Consider the following 20578-nt stretch of genomic DNA (forward strand, 5'->3'; position numbering starts at 1 on the left):
GATTCGTCCAATTTGCCCGGCTTGGCGCGAGGTCAGCGCACCAGGAGGGCGATCGGGAGGCGGGCGAAGAGTTTTTCCAGGCGGGAGCGGCCGGAGAAGGTGTGGCCGGTGAGGCGGTCGGTCCAGTGGCCCGGGGGGAGGTCGAGGACCGTGTCGCCCCAGCCGCCCGCCTCGTCGAGGCGGATGGTGTGGCGGGTGACGGCCACGATGACCTCGGGCATTTCGCCCTTGCGGCCGCGGGCGTAGGAGAGGAAGTGGGCGGACTGGTCGCCGTTGGCGAACAGGGGGGTGTAGGTGCCGCCGACGAAGCATTCGGGGCGTTCGCGGCGCAGCCAGAGGGCGTAGGCGGCGATCCACATCTTCACGGCGCCGGAGGGGTCGAGATCCGGTGTGCCGGTGAGTGATTGCAGCAGCAGGGAGCGGTGGGTGAAGTCGACCGGGCGGCGGTTGTCGGGGTCGACGAGGGAGTCCTCCCACAGTTCGGTGCCCTGATAGATGTCGGGGATGCCCGGGCCGCACAGTTGGAGCAGTTTCTGGGCGAGCGCCTCCGACCAGGCGAAGGGCGCATAATCGGCGACCAGTTCGCCGAGTTCGGCGCCGACCGGGCCGTCGATGACGGTGTCGATCCAGCGGTGCACCGCGGACTCGAACTCGATATCCGGTTCCTCCCAGGAGGATTGGGTACCGGCCTCGCGAATGGCCTTCTCCGCGAACTGATGCAGCCGATCCCGGAAGCCGGGCACGACCGCGGCGGGCCGTCCGTCGGCGGGCCAGATGCCGAACATGTTCTGCAACAAGAATATCGTGGTCGCGCCGTCGGGCCCGGGCGCGATGTCGTTCCACGCCGAGACCGCCCGCGACCAGATGTCGGCCACCTGCGACAGCAGTGAGATGCGGGCGCGCACGTCCTCGCCGCGTTTGGTGTCGTGGGTGGACAGCGTGGTCATGGTGGCGGGCCAGCGGGCGGCCCGCTCGGCATTGGCGAGATGGAATTCGACGGGGGTCCAACCGAATCGGGCCGGATTCGCGCCCATCTCCTGCAAGGACACCAGCCGCGCCGCGCGGTAGAACATGGTGTTCTCCACCGCCTTGGCGGTGATCGCCCCGCCGACCTGATGGAAGCGGGTGGCGGCCTCGCCGTTCACCGCCAGCGCGGTCGACAGCACCTGCAGCGGCGGCATGAGTTCGGCATTGCGCTTCACCACCTCGGCCACCACCGCCGACACCGTCCCGGCCAGCGGCGCGTAGTCGGTGCGGTACACCGGCATGAACGACAGCACCTCGATGACGGCATTGGTGAGCGCCATGGTGTCGAAGGCGTCGGTGCGCGCATCGCGCTTCACCGCGGCGACCAGACGGCGCACCTCCGGCACCAGCATGGTCTCGGCGACGGCGCGTTTGATGCGGTGCTCGTTCTCGGCGAACCAGGAGCGGTCGCTGCCGTGCCCGGCGAATTGGCGGGACAGTTCGGTCAGCTGCTTGGCGCCGTCCGGATCGATGAGTACGGCGCCGATATCGGCCAGGGTGTCGTAGCCGGTGGTGCCGTCGATGGGCAGCGTGGCGTCCAGGGGTTCGCTGTGCGAGAGCACCTTCTCCACCAGCAGCAGCCGGTGCGGACCGATCAGTTTGCGCAGTTGCCGGAGATACGCCGCCGGATAGGCCAGCCCGTCGGGATGGTCCACCCGCACGCCGTCGATGAGATCGTGCTCGCACCAGGCGGCCAGCTCCCGATGGGTGGCCTCGAAGACCGCCGGATCCTCCTGCCGGATGGCAGCCAGCGCGCCCACGGTGAAGTAGCGCCGGTACCCGCACAGCCCGGATTTCCAGTTGACCAGCCGATAGTGCTGTTTATCGTGAATGCGCAGCGCATTCTCGCCATCGGTCCCGGGCGCGATGGGGAAGCGCATATCGTGCAGCGCCAGCATGGGTTCGAGCCCGCTGCGATCGACGGTCAGCGCCGCCGGATCGTTCTCATTGGCCAGCACCGGCAGCGCGAGCCGCCCGCCCGCGCCATTGGCCGGACTCCAGTCGATATCGAAGTAGTGCGCGTACTTGGAATCCTTGCCGTGCGTCAGCACATCCCACCACCACGGGTTCTGCCGCGGATCGGCCACGCCCACATGATTGGGCACCAGATCCACGATCAAACCCATACCGCGGCTGCGCACCTCGTCGGCGAGCGCCTTGAATCCGGCGGGCCCGCCCAGCCCGGCGGCGACCGAGGTCGGATCGGTGACGTCGTACCCGTGCGTGGAACCACGCACGGCGGTCATCACCGGTGACAGGTACAGGTGCGAGATGCCCAGCTGCTGCAGGTATTCGGCAATGGCGCGGGCATCGCCGAAGGTCAGGCCGTCCGGGCGCAGCTGCAACCGGTAGGTGCTGCGCACCGGGGTCTGCCGGGCGATGGGGTCGGTGTGGTGTTCGGGCGTGCTGGTCATGGCGCTATGAATCATGCCGTACGGCGGAGGACGAGCAGGCAGCGTGCGGGGACTTCGACGGTGGCCGCCGCCGGATGCGTTGTGTTTGCTGATGGTTCGCCAGTGGGGGTGGAGCAGTCCAGGGCCACCGCCCAGTCCCGCCCGTGACCGGTATCGGGCAGGGTGAAGCCGAGGGCGGCGTCGTGGGCGTTGAAGCACAGCAGGAACGAGTCGTCGGTAATGCGCTCACCGCGCGGGCCGGGCTCGCGAATGCCGTCGCCATTGAGGAAGACGGTGAGCGAGCGCCCGAAGCCGGTCTCCCAGGCCGCATCGGTCATCTCGGCTCCCGCCGGGGTGAACCAGGCGATGTCGTCGGGATGGTCGTGATCGGGCGCGGGGCGGCCGTCGAAGAAGCGGCGGCGCCGGAACACCGGATGCGCGGTGCGCAAAGCCACTGCGCGCCGGGTGAATTCGAGCAGCTCGGCATTGGTTTCCATGAGCGACCAGTCCATCCACGACAGCGGTGAGTCCTGACAGTACGCATTGTTGTTGCCCTGCTGGGTGCGGCCCAGTTCGTCACCGTGCAGCAGCATAGGCGTGCCCTGCGAGAGCAGCAGCGTGGCGAGCAGATTGCGGCGTTGCCGGGCGCGCAGGGCGAGAATCTCCGGATCGTCGGTGGGACCCTCCGTCCCGCAGTTCCAGGAGCGGTTGTAGGTCTCGCCGTCGCGATTGCCCTCTCCATTGGCGGCATTGTGTTTCTCGTTGTAGGACACCAGATCCGCGAGGGTGAACCCGTCGTGCGCGGTGACGAAGTTGATGCTGGCGCCGGGGCGGCGGCCGGTGGCCTCGTACAGATCCGAGGAGCCGGTCAGCCGGGAGGCGAACTCGCCCAGGGTGGCCGGTTGCCCGCGCCAGTAGTCGCGCACGGTGTCACGGTATTTGCCGTTCCACTCCGTCCAGTGTGCCGGGAAGTTGCCGACCTGATAGCCGCCCTCGCCGACATCCCATGGTTCTGCGATGAGTTTCACCTGGCTCACCACCGGATCCTGGTGCACCAGATCGAAGAAGGTGGCCAGGCGGTCCACATCGTGCAGCTCGCGGGCGAGGGTGGCGGCCAGATCGAAGCGGAAGCCGTCCACGTGCATGTCCAGGATCCAGTAGCGCAGCGAATCCATGATCAGCTGCAGGGTGTGCGGGTGGCGCACATTGAGGCTGTTTCCGGTGCCGGTGTAATCCATGTAATGCTGCGGATCGTCGTCCACCAGGCGGTAGTACGCGGCATTGTCGATACCGCGGAAACTGATGGTCGGGCCGAATTCATTGCCCTCGGCGGTGTGGTTGTAGACGACATCGAGGATCACCTCGATATCGGCGGCGTGCAGGGCGCGCACCATGGCCTTGAATTCGGTGACGGCGGCGCCGGGGGAGCGGCCCGCGGCATAGTCGAGATGCGGTGCGAAGTAGCCGAAACTGTTGTAGCCCCAATAGTTTCGCAGGCCGCGATCGAGCAGGACGCGATCGTTGAGGAATTGGTGCACGGGCATGAGTTCGACGGCGGTGATCCCGAGACTCTTCAGGTGCCCGATGACGGCCGGATGCGCCATGCCCGCGAAGGTCCCGCGCAATTCCGGCGGCACTTCCGGATGGGTGAACGTCATGCCCTTCACGTGCGTTTCGTAAATGACGGTCTCGTGGTACGGCCGCTTCGGCGAGCGATCGTCGGCCCAGTCGAAATACGGGTTGATGACGACGCCGGTCATGGTGTGGCCGAGCGAGTTCTGCCCGTGGTTGTAGGGTGCGGCATCCGCCCCGAAATCCCCCTCGAACGCCTTGCCGTAGGGGTCGAGCAGCAATTTGCTCGGATCGCAGCGCAAGCCCCGGGCCGGATCGTAGGGGCCGTGCACCCGGAACCCGTACCGCTGCCCGGGCGCGCTGCCCGGCAGATAGGCGTGCCAGACGAATCCGTCCACCTCGTCCAGGGTTATCCGCGTCTCCCGATGGTCCTCGTCGAGCAGGCACAGCTCCACCCGCTTGGCGGCCTCGGAGAACAGCGAGAAATTGGTGCCCGCCCCGTCGTAGGTCGCGCCCAGCGGGTAAGCGGTCCCCGGCCACACGCCGAGCGGTGCCGTGCCGGGGGTAGCGGGAGCCATGCCCAGACACTATCGGTCCGGGTCGGCCTCCGGTCCGAGCCCCCTGCGCCAGGTCTGGCCCACCAGGTCCGCGCCGAAGCTGTGGTGCGGATTCGCTTCGACCAGTTCGAATCCGGCGCGCTCGTAGATCCGGCGGGCCGAGGTGAGCACATCGTTGGTCCACAGCACGATCTCGGCGTAACCGGCCGCGGTGGCGAAACGCAGGCATTCGTCCACCAGCGCGCCGCCCACGCCGTGCCCGCGCGCCGCGGGCTCCACCAGCAGCAGCCGCAGCCGCGCGGTGGTCTCGGACTCCCGCATGCAGTACACCGCGCCGACCGGTTCGCCGTCGATTTCGGCGACCCAGGCCCGTTCCCGCTGCGGGTCACGGGAATTCAGGAAGTCGGCGACGATGCGGGCGACCAGCACCTCGTAATCGTCGTCCCACCCGTACTCCGCGGCGTAGAGCTCGGCATTGCGCTGGATCACCCAGCCGTGCTCGCCCGGCCGCGGTTCCCGCAGCGTGACCTCGCCCGGCTCGGATTCCGGTTCCAGAATGCGCTCGATGGTCCGCATCGCCCCGATCAACCGGTCCCGATCGCTCGGCCGATGCGCTTCGAGCAGGGTCGCCGCATCCCGGCTGGAGCGTTCGTCCAGATCGGCGAACACATCCCACCCACGTTCACTGAGCTGCACCTCCTGCACCCGCCGATCCCGCTCGGCCCGCCGCCGCTCGATCAGCCCATCCCCCTCGAACCGCGCCAGAATCCGGCTGAGATAGCCCGGATCCAGCCCCAGCGTCTGCCGCAGCGTCACCACTTCCCACGGCCCGGAACTGGCCAACTCGAACAGAATTCGCGCCTCGGTCAGCGAGAACCGCGTATCGACCAGCCCTTCCCGCAGCACACCGATGACCCGCGTATACCGGCGATTGAAGTCCCGGACCGCGGCGATCTCGTGTGTATCGACTGCCCGGTCCGCGGGTAAGGCGACCGGGCGCGCCGCAACGTGAGTGCCAGGCGCGGCGTGAGTGCCGGACGCGGCGTGAGTGCCGGACGCGGCGTGAGTGCCGGACGCGGCGTGAGTGCCGGGCGCAGCGGGTGAGTCGGGCGTGGCGGGTGAGTCGGGCGTGGCGGGTGAGTCGGGCGTGGCGGCGGGGACGCCCGCGTCGGCGGTTGGGGGTTCGGGGGCGAAGCCCCTGAGAGGCCCCGGAGAGTTGGGATTCGGCATCGCGCTCCAATCCTTTGACTCCGTCAAATAATACGCCGGTCGAGGCGCTCGGGGCAGGGTTGGTGGTAACTTGAACGGCGTTCAAGGTTGGTTGCCGACGAAGGACTGCCCGTGGCACTGAGTACCGACGAGATCACCGCCATCGATGCCGTGCACGTGTGGCATCCCTACGGCGGATTCCCCGCGACTACCGAGCAGCTGGTTGTCGCCTCCGCGTCCGGAACCCGGCTCACCCTCGGCGACGGGCGCGAGCTCGTCGACGGCATGAGTTCGTGGTGGGCCGCCATCCACGGCTATCAGCACCCGGTGCTGGACGCGGCGCTGCTCGCGCAGTCCAAGCGGATGAGTCACGTGATGTTCGGCGGGCTCACCCACGAACCGGCCGCGCGGTTGACGCAGCTGCTGGCGGAACTCACCCCCGCGGGCCTGGACAAGGTGTTCCTCTGCGACTCCGGCTCGGTGTCGGTGGAGGTCGCGGTGAAGATGTGCCTGCAATACCAGCGCGCGCTGGGCCGCCCGGAGAAGCAGCGGCTGCTCACCTGGCGCGGCGGCTATCACGGCGACACCTTCACCCCGATGAGCGTGTGCGATCCCGTGGGCGGCATGCACTCGCTGTGGACCGATGTGCTGGCCCCGCAGGTCTTCGCGCCCAAGCCGCCGAAAGACTATGAGCCGCAGTACGTCTCCGAACTGGAGCAGGTGATCGCCGCGCACGCGCACGAGCTGGCCGCCATCATCGTCGAACCCGTGGTGCAGGGCGCGGGCGGTATGCGCTTCCATCATCCGGACTACCTCACCGATCTGCGCCGCTTGTGCGACGAGTACGACGTGCTGCTGGTCCTCGATGAGATCGCCACCGGATTCGGCCGCACCGGAACGCTTTTCGCCGCCGATCAGGTCGGGGTGCGGCCCGATGTCATGTGCCTCGGCAAGTCCATTACCGGCGGCTATCTCACCCTGGCGGCCGCGCTGTGCACCACCGAGATCGCCGAGACCATCAGCCGCGGGCACGGCGGGCTCATGCACGGCCCGACCTTCATGGGCAACCCCCTCGCCTGCGCCGTCGCCATCGCATCCATCGAGCTACTGCTGTCGCGGGATTGGCAGGGCGAGGTGCGGCGTATCGAGGCCGAGCTGATCGAAGGGCTCGCGCCCGCACGCGATCTCCCCGGTGTGGTCGAGGCCCGCGTGTGCGGCGCCATCGGCGTGCTCGAACTCGATCATCCTGTGGACATGCGCAAGGCCACTCATGCCGCAGTCGAGTCCGGCGTGTGGTTGCGGCCCTTTCGCAACCTGATCTACAGCATGCCGCCGTTCATCAGTTCGACCGAAGACGTCGGGCGGATCACCACGGCCATGCTCGCGGCTGCTGCCGTGTGACCCGCGGGTCTTCAGCGGTTGATGCGTTTCTCCCGCAGCCGATCGGGATTCTCGCTGTCCGACAGCACTTCCCAGACGCGGAATACGCAGTGGTAGTCGTCGGACCAGCCGCGGGCGATCAACATGAAGGTGTCGCCGTCGCGCAGCAGGGTGCGGCGGCTGACCATCTTCGGATGATCGGGAATGAATTTCTTGACGAGGTCGGGCACTTTCGCGAGGGCTTGTTCGCGGGTTCCCGCGACCTCGGTGAGAACTTTCGGCGACCAACTCTTGCTGTCGCCGAAGCCGGTCGTCTGCTCGACCACTATTGCCCATCGTGGCATCGCGCAGCCTCCTTATGACTCCCAGCATAGTCCGGCCTCCCATCTTGAACGGCGTTCAAGTATGCTTCCGAGCTGTGAGTGCCGATCCTTTGAACTGGTTGGACGAACGCGCCGCCGCACGGGTGGACGCCGGACTGCGCCGCGAGCTACGCGCCCGCGAGCCGGAGTCGCCCATGATCGACCTGGCCTCCAACGACTACCTCGGACTGGTCCGCCACCCGGAGGTGACCGAGGGAGCCATCGCGGCCGTGCGCCGCTGGGGCGCGGGGGCCACCGGATCCCGGCTCGTCACCGGCACGACCGCCGAACACGAACAACTCGAGTCCGAATTGGCAGAATTCGTGGGTGCGGAGGCCGGATTGGTCTTCTCCTGCGGCTACGCCGCGAACCTCGGCGCGGTCACCGCGCTGGCCGGGCGCGGGGCGCTGGTGGTCTCCGATGCGGGTAGCCACGCGTCGCTGGTGGATGCCTGCCGGTTGTCTCGCGCCCGCGTGGAGATCGCACCGCACGGCGATGTCGCCGCCGTGGATCGGTTGCTGGCCGAGCGGCGCGAGGAACGCGCTCTGGTGCTGACGGATTCGGTGTTCAGCGCGGACGGCGACCTCGCGCCGCTGGCCGAACTGCATCGCGTGACGCGGGCGAACGGGGCGGTCCTGCTCGTCGACGAGGCGCACGGTCTGGGCGTGCGCGGAACCGGTGGCCGTGGACTGGTGCACGAAGCCGGTCTGGCGGGGGAGCCGGATCTGATCATTACGGCGACGCTGTCCAAGTCGCTCGCCACGCAGGGCGGGGTGGTGCTGGCGAGCGAACGCGTGCGCGCCCACCTGATCGATTCGGCCCGCACCTTCATCTTCGACACCGGGCTGGCCCCCGCCGCCGTCGGCGCGGCGCGCGCCGCCCTCGCGGTGCTGCGCCGGGATCCGGACCTGGCCGCCCGGGTGTTGGACAACGCCGCCGAACTGGCCCGCATCGCCGGTGTGCCGCAACCGGATTCGGCCGTCGTCTCGGTGGTCCTGGGTGACGCCCAGGTCGCTTACGACGCCGCCCAGGCCTGCCGCGCACTGGGCCTGAGCGTCGGCTGCTTCCGGCCGCCGTCGGTCCCCGCAGGCACCTCCCGGCTGCGATTGACCGCCCGCGCCAATCTCACCGAGGCCGAACTGGCCACGATCGCATCGGTTCTCGGTAAGGCCCTCGCCGACGCACGCAACCGGAGGGTAGTCCCAGCGTGAGCATTCTCCTGATCACCGGCACGTCCACCGATGTCGGCAAGACCATCGTGACCGCCGCCCTGGCCGCCACCGCCCGCGCCGCGGGCGCCGAGGTGGCCGTCTGCAAACCGGCCCAAACCGGTGCGGCCCCCGGCGAATCCGGCGATCTCGACGTGATCACCCGCCTGTCCGGCGTCACCCGCACCGTGGAACTGGCCCGCTATCCGGATCCCCTCGCCCCCGACACCGCCGCCCGCCGCTGCGGTCAACCCCTCCTGACACTCTCCGAAACGGCCGCCGCCATCGAAGCCTGTGCCGACGCCGACCTCACCCTCGTGGAAGGCGCGGGCGGCCTGCTCGTCCGCCTGGGCGAATTCACCCTGCTCGACCTCGCCCAGAAACTCGACGCCTCCGTCGTGGTCGTAGCCGCCGCCGGTCTCGGCACCCTCAACCACACCGAATTGACCACCCGCGCCCTGCAATCCGCGGGCGTCCACTGTGCGGGCCTCGTCATCGGCTCCTGGCCCACCCACCCGGACCTCGCCGCCGAATGCAACCGCACCGACCTCCCCGCCTTCACCGGCATCGACATCATCGGCACCCTCCCCGCAGGCGCGGGCTCCTGGCCCACCCCCCTCTTCACCACCGTCGCCCCGAACTGGTTCGACCCGGCCTGGTCCGCCCGCCATCTGCACGCAGTGTGGTGATTCGCGGTTCGTCGGCCCGCCGGTTCTCGAATCTGCCGACCTGCCACCGGAGCACGCGTTCACCGATGGCCCGGATCGCAGACGGCAGACCGTCGAACGGTTTCCAGCTGCCGCCGGGCAGCAACTCGCTCCGGCAGTTCGCCCGTACCGCCGGGCTGCTGCCGACCCGGGCAAGGTGCCGGAACCGCTGCGTCGTGTGCGACCCGTGCGAATGCCAGTGCGGGCTGCTGCTGCTCACATCGCCCGGAGCGGCGCTGGCCCGGCTGAGCCGGTCTCGCTTACCGTGGCTGGGTCGCAATAACGCCACTGCGGCACGGCTGTGAGGTGAGGCCGCACGATTCAACAGCGTCTTCGTCGGCTCGGCCCAGTGATCGAGAGTGACGCTAGGGCGTCAGGCCAAGAATCTGTCCTCGGGCCGCGGCGCGCATGGAGGCGGCTCACGATTTCCTAATGGACCGGCTGCCATGGTGGGGGCATGGAGCAGTTTGCCGCCGTGGCGCATGTCTTGCGGCGCACCACATTCGGGCCGTTTCCTGGGCAGGTGGAGGAGCTCGTGGGGCGCGGTGCGGGCGCGGCGCTCGACGCCGTGCTGTCGGCGCGAGCGCTGGACCCCGGGAATCCGGTGTTCGACGAGGAGGCCGAGGCGGGAGAGGACGGGCCGGTGTTTCGCTGGCTGCGGCTGATGGCGGATCCGGCGGCGGGGGTGCACGAGAAGCTGGTGTGGTTCTGGCACGGGCATTTCACGTCGAGTCATGACAAGGTCGAGACCTGGGATTTGATGTGGCGGCAGCATTTGCTGTTGCGGCGGTATGCGCTGGGGAATTTCCGGGAGCTGGCGCAGGCGGTCACGGTGGACGGGGCCATGTTGCAGTGGCTGGACGGGGCCGGGTCGGTGGCGGCGGGGCCGAACGAGAATCATGCGCGGGAGCTCATGGAGTTGTTCACGCTCGGGCGGGGGAATTACTCGCAGGGGGATGTGCGAGGGGCTGCGGTGGCTATGTCGGGGTGGGATGTGGACGAGGCGGGGGAGGTGAGTTTCGATGCCGCCAGCGGGAATTCGCGGTCGGTGAGCCTGCTGGGGCGGTCGGTCGTGAATGTGCGCGATGTGGTCGACGCGCTGTGTGATCGGCCCGAGTGCGCGCGGTTCATCGTCGTGCGGTTGTACGAGTTCCTGGCCGGGCAGTCTCCGTCGGAGCAGCGGGCGGGGGAGTTGGCCGCGGTATTCACTCGGGCGGGGCTGGAGATTCGGCCCCTGGTGGAGACGATTCTGCGAGACGCGGCCTTCGCCGCCGCGGTCCGTGCTCGGCCGCGGTATCCGGTGGAGTGGGTGACGGCGGCCTTCGCCATGTGCGGAATCGATGATCCGGCAGGAGCTTTCGACACCATGACCGCGATCGGGCAGTCGCCGTTCTATCCGCCGAATGTGGCGGGCTGGCCGCCGGGAATCCGCTGGCTGGTGCCGGGAGCGGCGGTCGCGCGGGCCGCGTTCGCCGTGGACGCGCCCGCCATCGACGCGATCGCCGGGGCATCGGACCCGGTGGCCGTCGCCTTCGCGCGCGCCGGAATCTATGACCCGACGCCCGCGACGGCGGTGGCGGCCCGGGATCTGGTCTTCGAGCTGCGTCGTGAGCCGGAGGAGGCGGCGACGGCCCTGCTCGCGCTCGTGCTCACCGCGCCGGAATTCGTACTCGCCTGATGTCCGGTCGTCGAACCGGGCCGCGCCGTGGAACCGCGTTGCCACAGCACCGGAACTGCATTGCGCACGGAGCCGCATTGCCTCCAGAACCGCGTTGCTATGGAAAGGAGTTCGCATGGTCGTCTTGAATCGGCGGACCGCGCTGCGACTGGGGCTCGGCGCCGGGCTGGCAGGTGTGGCGGGCGGGTTCGCCGCGCACGAGCTGCTCGGGCGCGACACCGCACCGGCGTGGACTCCGCCACCGCCCGTGCGGGCTGCCGCGCCCGCGCAGCGGCGATTGCTGGTGATCGAGATGGCCGGTGGGAGTGACGGGCTGTCGATGACCGTGCCGTACAACGATTCCCGCTATCGCGACCTGCGGCGGGCGACGGCCATCCCCGCTGAGGAGGTGCATCCCATCGACGGTGCGCTCGGTCTGCATCCGCGGCTGGCCAAGCTCGCCGCCTCCGGCGTCGCGGTGATCCCCGGCGTCGGCATTGCGAAACCCGATCTCTCGCACTTCGAAATGCTGCACCGCTGGCAGACCGGCGATCCGGACGGCACCGTCCGGCCGCAGACCGGCTTCCTGGGGCGGCTGTGCGATCACCTCGGAGATCCGAGCGCGCCCGCGGTCGGCGTCGCACTCGGGGTCGGAACCACGCCCGCGCTGGCATGCGAACGCGTCACCACGCTCTCGGTCGACGCCGGAAACGACGGGCTGTTCCCGATTTTCGAGGACGAGAACATTCGCGCCGCTTGGCTGGCGGCGCAGCGTGCCATGGCGCATCCGGATCGCGCCGACGCGCCACTGTTCGCCGCCGCCCGCGCGAGCAGCGCTGCCGCACTGCGCTTCTCGGATATGGCAGCCACGTTGTCACCCGCCGCGGAGGGGTACCCGGACACTGATCTGGGCGTGCAATTGCGCCTGGCCGCACGGCTGCTCGCCGACGACAACCACGGTCTGCGCATCGTGCACGTGCCCATGGGCGCGGATTTCGACACCCACACCGACCATCCCGCGCGCTACGCGGAACTCATGGGCGAGCTCGACGCCGCCTTCGCGGCGCTGCGCCTGGACCTGGCCGCGCGCGGCATTGCCGACCGGGTCCTGATCGCCGCCTACAGCGAGTTCGGCCGCCGCGTCCCCGACAACGGCTCCGACGGTCTCGACCACGGTGCGGCCGGAACCGCCCTGCTACTCGGCCCCACGAATTCGGGCGTCTTCGGCGAACCGCCCTCGCTGCGCACCCTGGACACCGATGACAATCTGCGCGCCACAGTGCACATGACCGAGTTCTACGCCACCATCGCCGAGAGCTGGTTCGGCGTCCCAGCCACCGACGTCCTGCCGGGCGCTCCGCGACCCATCTCGGGCGTGGTGGTCGCATGAGCGTCCCCGCCGTCGACGTCCTGCCCGGTGCCGTGACCCAAGTCGGGCGTGGTCGCCGCGTGAGCGTCCCTGCCGTCGACGTCCTGCCCGGTGTCGCGGCCCAAGTCGGGCGTGGTCGCCGCGTGAGCGTCCCTGCCGTCGACGTCCTGCCCGGTGCCTCGCGACCCATCTCGGGTGTGGTGGTCGTATGAGCGTCCCCGACGTCGACGTCCTGCACGGTGCCTCGCGGCCTACCCCGGGTGTGGTGGTCGCATGAACTCCGGCAGTGCTGTAATGACGCAGGTGCGAGTACTGGTGTGCGAGGACGATCGGGCGCTGGGCGCGGAGATTGCCGCGGGCCTGCGGGCGGCCGGGTTCGCCGTCGATCTGGCCCCCGATTACGGCGCGGCCGATCTGAAGATCGCGGTCAACCGCTATGACTGCCTGGTCATCGACCGTGGCCTGCCCGACGGCGACGGCCTCGATCTGGTGCGTGCCCAGCGTGAGTCCGGGCACCGCACGCCCGTGCTGGTCCTCACCGCCCGCGACGCGCTGGCCGACCGCCTCGACGGCTTCGAACACGGCGCGGACGACTATGTGATCAAGCCCGTCGCCATGGACGAGCTGGCCGCGCGGGTGCGTGCGCTGTGCCGCCGTCAGGAGCTGCCCGCCCCGACCCGCACCGTGGTCGGCGATCTCGTCGTGGACCGCCCGCGCCGCCGGGTGCACCGCGCGGGTGTGCTGCTCACGCTGACGCCCAAGGAATTCGGCGTCCTGGAACTGCTCGCCGTGCGCGCGGGCACCGTGGTCAGCCGGACCGAGCTCATCGAATGCTGCTGGGACGAAATGGCCGAACCCGCCTCCAATGTGGTCGATGTGGTGGTCGCCCAGCTGCGGCGCAAACTCGGGGAACCCGCGCTCATCGAAACCGTGCGCGGCGCCGGTTTCGCCATCGCGCCGTGACGACCGGGCGGGGTTCACGACCGACCACGCCGGGTCGGCTGCGGCGCACCCGGTTGCTGCTGACCGCGCTGTTCACCGCGCTCACCGCCATCTGCCTGATCGTGCTCGGCACGGTCGCCGCCACCATCGACGAGCGATCCCGCGACCGGGCGCTCGACGACGGCGTGGATCGGGTCGTCACCGGGCTCGCGCGCGTCGTGTACTGGAACGAGGACGACAGCATCGATCTCGAGTCGGTGCGCTACGACGATCTGTCCCAGGGGGAGATCGCCGTCGCGGTGGTGGCGCGCACACCGGACGGGCCGTGGCGGGAGGAGTTCGCCCATCAGCGCCCGGACCTGCCCGCGGATCTGATCAGCGCCGCGGCGGAGGCGGCCGCCGCGGAGGAGACCGTCCTGAGCACCCCGGACGATCGATCCGGGAACTCCGTCCGAATGGCCGCCACGCCCGTGTGGTACGACGAATTCACCGTTGGCGCGGTGGTTTTCGCGGCGGCCGAGATCGGGCCCGAGCAGCGCGACCACGGCCGCCTGGTGCTGGCCCTGCAACTCGGGGGCCTCGCGCTGATCGTGCTGGCGGCCGCCGCCGGGCATCTGCTGTCCGGAGTGAGCATGCGCCCGTCCGTGCGCATGCTCGACGAGCAGGAACGGTTCCTGGCCGACGCCGCGCACGAACTGCGCACCCCGCTGGCCACGCTGCGGCTGTATCTCGATGCCGCGCTGCGCGATCCGGCCGACACCCGGCGCGCGGTGACCGACGCCCGCTCGCTCACCGACCGGATGGGCAGACTCGTCACCGGCCTGCTCGCCCGCACCCGCACCGAAACCGGGCTCGGTGAACTCGATGTGCAACGCCTGCGGCTCGATCAACTCGTCGAGGGCGTGGTCGCGGAATGCGGCAATCCCGGCATTACGGCGGAGACCGAACCCGCCCTGGTCGAGGCGGATCCGGATCTGCTGGCCCTGGCCGTCCGCAATCTCATCGACAACGCACTGGTGCACGGCGCGCTCCCGATCGAGGTGCGCGTGGCCGAGGGATGCGTGACCGTGCGCGATCACGGTCCCGGTATGGATCCGGCGCTGCCGGATCCGTTCGAGCGCGGCGTGACCGGCGCGGCCGGGCGGCACGGGATCGGGCTGTCCATCGTGCGCTGGGTCGCGCGCGTGCACTCCGGTTCGGTGGCCATCGCATCCGCCACCGGCGGCGGGACCCGCGCCACGCTGACGCTGCCCCCGGCGCCCGGCGTGTAGGCCGAACCTGCCCGGGCGGGGAGGCGGTCGGGCGTAGGGTGGCGCGTGTGACCTCCACGCATGTCGAGCGGTTCGTGAGTGCACTGCGACCGAATGTCTTTCGGGCGCTGCTGGATGCGCGGTCGGTGCGGACCTGGATGGTTCCGGACGGGATGACCAGTCGGATTCATGAGTTCAATCCGTATGTGGGCGGGCGATTCCGGATATCGCTCACCTACGACATTCCCACCGGAACCGGCAAAACCTCCGCGCACACCGACACCTTCCACGGCACCTTCACCCGCTTGGTACCGAATACCGAAGTCGTCCAGGTCGTCGAATTCGAATCCGACGATCCCCAACTCCAGGGCGAGATGACCATTACCTACACCCTGGCCGACGAGCCCGGCGGCACCCGCGTCAGAGCTCGGCACGACAATCTGCCGCCCGGATTGTCCCCGGCCGACAATGAAGTCGGTTTCCGCACGTCGCTGGCCAAACTCGCCGAGCTGGCCGAGCGATCGGCGGCGCAGACCGCACAGAGCTGACACCGCAGCGGCTGAAACGGCGGCCCACCGTGCCTACCCTGGTTTGGTATGGCGCTGCCGGATTATCCGTATCCGTCCACGCCCGCCGGGTACGACGATGATCGGCGGCGGCTGCGCCTGTGCCAAACACGGCTGGGTCACCGCTGGCGACGGTGGGGTCGCACCCGCCGGATGCTGCTGCGCGCGAGCCTGATTCCGCTGCTCGCGCTGGGATTGTTCGGACAGTACTGGGCTTGGGACGTGGCGCCGGAACGGGCGCGGCTGGCGCGCACCGAACCGGCGGTGGTTCCGATCGCGGGCCCGTCGGAGACCCGCGCGGCCGATACCGCGGTCTTCGATCTGGTGGGGCTGGGCGTGCTGGATGCCACCGAGACCGCGCGGGCGCTGCCCGCGCTGCGGCGGCTGGGATCGGTGTGGGCGGTGCGCTACGACAACACCGGTATCGACACCAAGGTGATCGCGGACCTCATCGTGACGGTCACCGAGGCCGCCAAGGTGCCGAATGTCGTGCTGTCCGGGCACAGCATGGGCGGAGTGATCGCTTTGGAGATCGCCAAGCATCTGCATCTGGGCGGCCCGCGCAAAGTCCTTGCGGTGATCCTGGATTGCACTCCGGTCGATCTGCACGCCGTCCGCTCCGAGGCCCGCGATCAAGGCGAGGAGATGCTGCGCTGGGCGGGTTGGATTCCGGGCGCTCGCGAAAGCAGACTGCTGCGGCTGGCCGTCGAAACCTACGCCCGGCACGAGCGATTCCTCGGCGGGTACTGGGGGATTCGCGGTGATCGGTTCCGCGAGGTGCTCGAGGAGGTATTGCAAGACAAGATCCTCAGCACCGACGTCGTCAGCAACGGGTTGATCGCCGCGCAGTTCAAGGCGATCGTGGCCGGGGGCGCCGCGGGCGATCTGGACGCGCTCGCCGCACCCGCGCAGGGCAAACCCCGGCCCGCCATCGTCTATATCCGGCCGCACAATTCGGCGCGCGACCCGATCGTGGACGTCGACTATTCGCATCGCGCGCTCATCGAACGTGTCGGGGGCGTGGACGGCACGCTGCTGGTGGTCACCACGCGATCCACCGCCCACGCCAACCCGATTCAACGACCGGAGGAATACAACACCGCCATCTACCAGCAGATCGTGCCATTCATCCGGCTGGTGCAGCGCGAGTCCGCGCTGAACGCCATCACCGGGCGCTGATCAGCGCACGGCATCATCGGCGGCCGGGCGAATACCCGAGACCGGAACCAGATTCCACCGCTCCAGCTGTGCCCGAACCTGTTCGGCGGCATCGATGTTCAGCGGACCGCTGGTCCACAGCGCATAGGGAAGATTGAGGAATCGCCCCTCGGTGACGGCGCGCAGATTCTGGATGCCGGGCTTACCGCGCAGCAGATCCACCTTCTGCTGGAAGGTCTGCGGCGGGTAGTCGACGAAGACGATGGCGTCCGGATCGGCGGCGGCCAAGCGCTCCCAGGACACCGCGGTCCAGGTGTCCTCGACGTCCTCGACGGCGTTACGGCCGCCCGCTGCATCCAGAATCGCCTGGGGCGCACCGAACTTGCCGCTGGTGAAGATGGTGTCCGAGGCGCTGTCGAACAGGAACACCGTGGGGCGGCGCTCCGCCTGCGGGGCGGCGCGCAATGCCGCGAGACGGCGGTCGATATCGCCGGTGACCTCGGTCGCGCGATCCTGGCGTCCGGTGATCTCACCCAGGTTGGTGAGGTCGGTGTTCAGGGCCGTCCACGCGTCGACGATGCCGCGTTGGCCGTCGAGCTGGCGGCAGCTCTCGGTCAGGATGTACGGGGCGACCCCGGCGGCGCGCAGCGAGTCCGGGGTCAGGTTCGTGGCCTCGGAATAGCCGTAGTTCCACCCGGCGACCATCACATCCGGCCGCTGCGCCAGCACCGTCTCCCGCGACAGATACTCCGGCGCAACGGATTTCAGCTGGTCGATGGCCCCGCCATAATGCCTGCGCAGGGTGTCGGCATCGCGCTGGACGCTCGACACCGCGGCCACCTGATCCTGCGCCCCCAGGGCCAGCACCATCGAGATCAAGTTCCCGTCATTGACGAACAGGCGCTGCGCGGGAGCCGGGAACTGCGCGTCGACCCCACAGTTGGTGAGGGTCAGATTGCCCTTCGGCTCCTCAGCCGAGCCGCACGCCGCGACACCGGCCAGTACCGCGGTCGCCGTGAGAATTCGGGTCAGATGTTTCACGTCATGCCTTTCGAGCGGTAATGAGCAAATGTGAGACCCCGGTCTCGGGATGCGGAACACGAATGGCATGCACCCCGAACACGGTGTCGAGAACCTCCGGCCGCAAAGCGATTTCGGGCGGCTCCAACGAATGCGCCCGCCCCTCATGCACAACCAGCACCCGATCGCAATACCGATCCGCCAGCGCCAAATCATGCAGACTCATAACCACGGTCCGCCCCAACCCCCGCGCCAGCGTGAGCAATTCCAGCTGATGAGTGACATCAAGATGATTGGTCGGCTCATCCAACAACAGCAATGGCGTCTCCTGCACCAACGCCCGCGCCAGCAACACCCGCTGCCGCTCCCCCCCCGAAAGCCGATTCACCCGCCGCCCAGCAAACCCACCCAAATCCACACTCCGCAAAGCATCTTCGATAGCCCGCTGTTCCCCCGCCCCACCCCCGCCCCACGGCGGCAAATACGGCGTCCGCCCCAGCGCCACCACTTCCCCCACCAGCAGATCCGCCGACGGCTGCTCATCCTGCGCCACCAACGCCACCCGCCGAGCCCGCTCCCGAGCCGAAACCCCATGGAGCCCAAGGCCGTCGACCAGCACCTCGCCCGACACCGGCGACGTCAGACCCGCCAGCGTTCGCAACAATGTCGTCTTCCCGCTCCCATTCGGCCCGACGATCCCCACCGTCTCACCCGGCCGCACCCGAAAACTCACCCCGCTGACCACGGTCCGCCGTCCTGCCGCACACGCCAGCTCCCGCACTTCGAGCCCACCCGCTTCAGCAACGAGGCGGGCCGGTGTAGTGGCGTCGGATTCCGGTGAGCCGACGCCTTTCCGCGTGCCGCGCCATCTCATGCCGTGGCTCCGAATCCGTAGCGGCGACGGCCCATGAGCAGCAGGAAGGCAGGTGCGCCGATCAGGCCGGTGAGCACTCCGACCGGAATCTCGGTAGGCCGCACCAGTACTCGCGTGGCGGCATCCGCAGCGACCAGGAAGACCGCACCGCACAGGGCCGAAGCCGGGAGCAGAATGCGGTGGCGCGGACCGACCAGCAGGCGTGCCGCGTGCGGAACCACCAGCCCGACGAAGCCGATGCAGCCGGAGACCGCGACGAGCACACCGACCAGCACCGCGAGCAGCACGAACAACCCGATCCGCACCTGTCGCACCGGAATTCCCACGGAGGCGGCGGTGTCCGCACCCATGGTGAGCGCGTCCAGCCAATTCGCGCCGAGCATCAGGAATGCCAACGCCACCACGACCACGCTCGCGGGCAACAGGATCCGCGTCCAGTCCGCGCCCGACAAACTGCCCAGCAACCAGAACAACACCGACTGCGCCGCTGCCGGATCACTGCTGCGGAAGATCAGATAGCTACTCAATGCCGCGAAAGCCGACGCCAGTACCGTTCCCGTCAACACCAGCCGCAATGGCGTGAGCCCACCCTGCGCCGTCGCGATCACGAACACCGCCGCCGCAGCCACCAGAGCCCCGGCCAGCGCTCCGGCCGACAACGCCCACAACCCCGCCCCGGCGAACAACCCGGAGGTGATGACCGCAGCCGCCCCGGTGCTGGCCCCCGACGACACCCCCAACAGATACGGATCCGCCAGCGGATTCCGCACCAATGTCTGCATGGCGGCCCCGGCCACCGCGAGCCCGGCCCCTACGATCGCGGCGAGAATGGTCCGCGGCACCCGCAACTGCCAGACGATCGTGTCCAGGCCCAGGTCATACGGCGTCCCGGTGATCCGGTGGCCGAGTACATCCACGACGTCCCGCACCGGAATGTTCTCGGCGCCGAATCCGGTCGCGATCACCATGGCGGCGATCAGGAGCAGTCCGAGCGCGGGCAGCACGAGCGACGGGCGCGCACGGCTCATCTGCGAACCTCTTCAGGCAAATCGCGGCCTCTCCAGAGCGATTACGTGGCGGGGGAGGTCTGACTCTCGCATTGGACGGTGCGATTACAGTGGCGCGACCGTTCCGGATTCACACCGGATTCCCGCACCCGCCAGGGATAACGTGCGGAACTCTACCGGGTGGTTTGGTTCGGGGTTCCTTCCGGGGCGAGGCGGTCGGTCTATGCCGATTGGGTCGGTGCTCCGGTCCTCGTCCCCTCTCGGATGGACTTCACTCTCTGGCGTACGCAAAGCAGAACGGATAAGTGGGGTCACCTCGCCTGCCGTACCCGGCCTTGGCTCCCCCTTTGGGAGCCGTACCCTCACCTTCCGTACGTGGGGCCTGGCCCTGGTTACGTTCAAAGACAACCCCCCCAAGATCAAAAGCTCGAGTTCACACCCCTTGTTGTTGGTTCACACCCCAAATCGGCAGCAGATATGGGGTGTGAACCAACGAGAAAGGGTGTGAACCCGAGCTTTTGATCTTGGGGGTTGGGTCTTTGGACGTAACCACGGCCATCCAGCCAGGCTGGGACGAGAGTTACGGCTCCTGACAGGGGAGCCAAGGCCGGGTACGGCAGGCGAGGTGACCCATCTATTGGGTAGCTTTGCGCACGCCAAAGACAGATGTCGTCCAGGGCCGCAATATCACCGGAGCACCGACCCCCGGCGGATAGATCACCGAATGCGTGTCCCAAGCAAATGCCGCACACCACTGACAAACAACTGCAACCCGAAGTCGAACCGAGCAGTCGCATCAACAGTGTCGTGCAACGGCGAATTCTCCTCGGTCAACGCCCCAGCAGAATCCATCTGAATCCGAGACTGCTCGTCAACCGTCTGCCCGAGCACGTAGTAGAGCAACGTGTAAGCAGCAAGCTCCGCTTCCTCTCGAGTCATCCCAGCGCGAATCGCCGCCCCCGCCATCCGTTCCCGCCCCTTGCTGGTGGTGAGCCGGGAAGCGTAAGTCGCCGAGACCAATTCGGCTCCGTCGCGATACGCGAGCAGGCAGGTACGCAGCCGGTGCGCGAGTTCGGTCAGCTGCACGGACCATTCATTGGATTCGACCGGATCGTCCATCGGGCCCAGGATGCGGTCGGCGACCGCGCCGAGGAGCGCCTGTTTGTTGGGGAAGTGCCAGTACAGCGCGCCGGGTTGGACGTGCAGCGAGCCTGCCAGGCGGCGCATGGTGAGGTCGGCCAAACCGTACTGGTCCAGGATGGCGATGGCTCCGTCGACGACGTCCGTGCGGTGCAGTTGCACTGAAAACCTGGCCCTTCG

At 68.6% G+C, this 20578-nt stretch carries 17 protein-coding genes; 9 read left to right on the forward strand and 8 right to left on the reverse strand.

The genetic code is table 11. The annotated features are described in order from the left end of the window. Nucleotides 1-32 precede the first annotated feature (32 nt). The 3 genes from treY to NC4_RS31655 are packed head-to-tail and all read right to left on the reverse strand — an operon-like array spanning nt 33 to nt 5455. Nucleotides 33-2441 carry a malto-oligosyltrehalose synthase gene (gene treY, locus NC4_RS31645; protein WP_067545752.1) on the reverse strand — a complete coding sequence of 803 codons (2409 nt, stop codon included), beginning with the start codon at nt 2439-2441 and terminating at the stop codon, nt 33-35. Nucleotides 2442-2452: 11 nt separating this feature from the next. Next, nucleotides 2453-4570, reverse strand: coding sequence for a glycogen debranching protein GlgX (gene glgX, locus NC4_RS31650; RefSeq protein WP_067545755.1), 2118 nt, complete (start codon nt 4568-4570; stop codon nt 2453-2455). A gap of 9 nt (nt 4571-4579) precedes the next feature. After that, complete coding sequence (locus NC4_RS31655; protein WP_245722071.1) at nt 4580-5455, reverse strand: bifunctional helix-turn-helix transcriptional regulator/GNAT family N-acetyltransferase; 876 nt, start codon at nt 5453-5455, stop codon at nt 4580-4582. Between the two features lie 435 nt (nt 5456-5890). Here NC4_RS31655 and NC4_RS31660 point away from each other — a divergent pair, with 435 nt between their 5' ends. Then, nucleotides 5891-7159: an adenosylmethionine--8-amino-7-oxononanoate transaminase gene (locus NC4_RS31660; RefSeq protein ID WP_157555346.1), complete on the forward strand. Its 1269-nt coding sequence runs from the start codon at nt 5891-5893 to the stop codon at nt 7157-7159. Nucleotides 7160-7170: 11 nt separating this feature from the next. Here NC4_RS31660 and NC4_RS31665 read toward each other — a convergent pair whose 3' ends face one another. Further along, nucleotides 7171-7482, reverse strand: a complete 312-nt coding sequence (locus NC4_RS31665) for a hypothetical protein (protein WP_157555347.1) — start codon at nt 7480-7482, stop codon at nt 7171-7173. 74 nt (nt 7483-7556) lie between these two features. Here NC4_RS31665 and NC4_RS31670 point away from each other — a divergent pair, with 74 nt between their 5' ends. The 8 genes from NC4_RS31670 (at nt 7557) to NC4_RS31705 (ending at nt 16378) form a co-directional block, all read left to right on the forward strand. Continuing rightward, on the forward strand, nt 7557-8711 hold the full coding sequence (locus tag NC4_RS31670) for an 8-amino-7-oxononanoate synthase (protein WP_067545760.1): 1155 nt from the start codon (nt 7557-7559) through the stop codon (nt 8709-8711). Continuing rightward, a complete protein-coding gene (gene bioD, locus NC4_RS31675) occupies nt 8708-9397 on the forward strand; it encodes a dethiobiotin synthase (protein WP_067545763.1) in 690 nt (229 codons plus the stop codon). The genes NC4_RS31670 and bioD overlap by 4 nt, the downstream gene beginning before the upstream one ends. Before the next feature lie 475 nt (nt 9398-9872). After that, nucleotides 9873-11093, forward strand: a complete 1221-nt coding sequence (locus NC4_RS31680; protein WP_067545766.1) for a DUF1800 family protein — start codon at nt 9873-9875, stop codon at nt 11091-11093. A gap of 115 nt (nt 11094-11208) precedes the next feature. Further along, on the forward strand, nt 11209-12462 hold the full coding sequence (locus tag NC4_RS31685) for a DUF1501 domain-containing protein (protein WP_067545769.1): 1254 nt from the start codon (nt 11209-11211) through the stop codon (nt 12460-12462). A gap of 273 nt (nt 12463-12735) precedes the next feature. Then, nucleotides 12736-13404 (forward strand): response regulator transcription factor, encoded by a 669-nt coding sequence (locus NC4_RS31690; RefSeq protein WP_245722072.1) that lies wholly within the window; start codon nt 12736-12738, stop codon nt 13402-13404. Further along, complete coding sequence (locus tag NC4_RS31695) at nt 13401-14654, forward strand: sensor histidine kinase (RefSeq protein ID WP_067545772.1); 1254 nt, start codon at nt 13401-13403, stop codon at nt 14652-14654. The genes NC4_RS31690 and NC4_RS31695 overlap by 4 nt, the downstream gene beginning before the upstream one ends. Before the next feature lie 47 nt (nt 14655-14701). Further along, the gene (locus NC4_RS31700; RefSeq protein WP_067545853.1) at nt 14702-15181 is read left to right on the forward strand and encodes an SRPBCC domain-containing protein; all 480 of its coding nucleotides are present in this window, start codon (nt 14702-14704) and stop codon (nt 15179-15181) included. A gap of 48 nt (nt 15182-15229) precedes the next feature. Then, entirely contained in the window at nt 15230-16378 is a 1149-nt protein-coding gene (locus tag NC4_RS31705) for an alpha/beta fold hydrolase (protein WP_067545774.1), read from the forward strand. On the opposite strand, the gene NC4_RS31710 is transcribed toward NC4_RS31705, so the two are convergent. From NC4_RS31710 to NC4_RS31725, 4 genes are all read right to left on the reverse strand, one after another. Then, nucleotides 16379-17398, reverse strand: a complete 1020-nt coding sequence (locus NC4_RS31710; protein ID WP_067545777.1) for an ABC transporter substrate-binding protein — start codon at nt 17396-17398, stop codon at nt 16379-16381. 1 nt (nt 17399) lies between these two features. Next, a complete protein-coding gene (locus NC4_RS31715) occupies nt 17400-18122 on the reverse strand; it encodes an ABC transporter ATP-binding protein (RefSeq protein WP_245722073.1) in 723 nt (240 codons plus the stop codon). 125 nt (nt 18123-18247) lie between these two features. Further along, a complete protein-coding gene (locus tag NC4_RS31720) occupies nt 18248-19279 on the reverse strand; it encodes a FecCD family ABC transporter permease (RefSeq protein WP_084529961.1) in 1032 nt (343 codons plus the stop codon). Nucleotides 19280-19975: 696 nt separating this feature from the next. Then, nucleotides 19976-20560 carry a TetR/AcrR family transcriptional regulator C-terminal domain-containing protein gene (locus NC4_RS31725; protein WP_067545783.1) on the reverse strand — a complete coding sequence of 195 codons (585 nt, stop codon included), beginning with the start codon at nt 20558-20560 and terminating at the stop codon, nt 19976-19978. Between the last annotated feature and the right edge of the window lie 18 nt (nt 20561-20578).

This window comes from Nocardia crassostreae, assembly GCF_001613405.1.
GTDB classification, from domain to species: domain Bacteria; phylum Actinomycetota; class Actinomycetes; order Mycobacteriales; family Mycobacteriaceae; genus Nocardia; species Nocardia crassostreae.

Excerpts from the sequence above, each read along its gene's own strand:
- treY (WP_067545752.1), bottom strand. The coding sequence starts at position 2,441 with ATGACCAGCACGCCCGAACACCACACCGACCCCATCGCCCGGCAGACC.
- glgX (WP_067545755.1), bottom strand. The coding sequence starts at position 4,570 with ATGGCTCCCGCTACCCCCGGCACGGCACCGCTCGGCGTGTGGCCGGGG.
- NC4_RS31665 (WP_157555347.1), bottom strand. The coding sequence starts at position 7,482 with ATGCCACGATGGGCAATAGTGGTCGAGCAGACGACCGGCTTCGGCGAC.
- NC4_RS31680 (WP_067545766.1), top strand. The coding sequence starts at position 9,873 with ATGGAGCAGTTTGCCGCCGTGGCGCATGTCTTGCGGCGCACCACATTC.
- NC4_RS31685 (WP_067545769.1), top strand. The coding sequence starts at position 11,209 with ATGGTCGTCTTGAATCGGCGGACCGCGCTGCGACTGGGGCTCGGCGCC.
- NC4_RS31690 (WP_245722072.1), top strand. The coding sequence starts at position 12,736 with ATGACGCAGGTGCGAGTACTGGTGTGCGAGGACGATCGGGCGCTGGGC.
- NC4_RS31705 (WP_067545774.1), top strand. The coding sequence starts at position 15,230 with ATGGCGCTGCCGGATTATCCGTATCCGTCCACGCCCGCCGGGTACGAC.
- NC4_RS31720 (WP_084529961.1), bottom strand. The coding sequence starts at position 19,279 with ATGAGCCGTGCGCGCCCGTCGCTCGTGCTGCCCGCGCTCGGACTGCTC.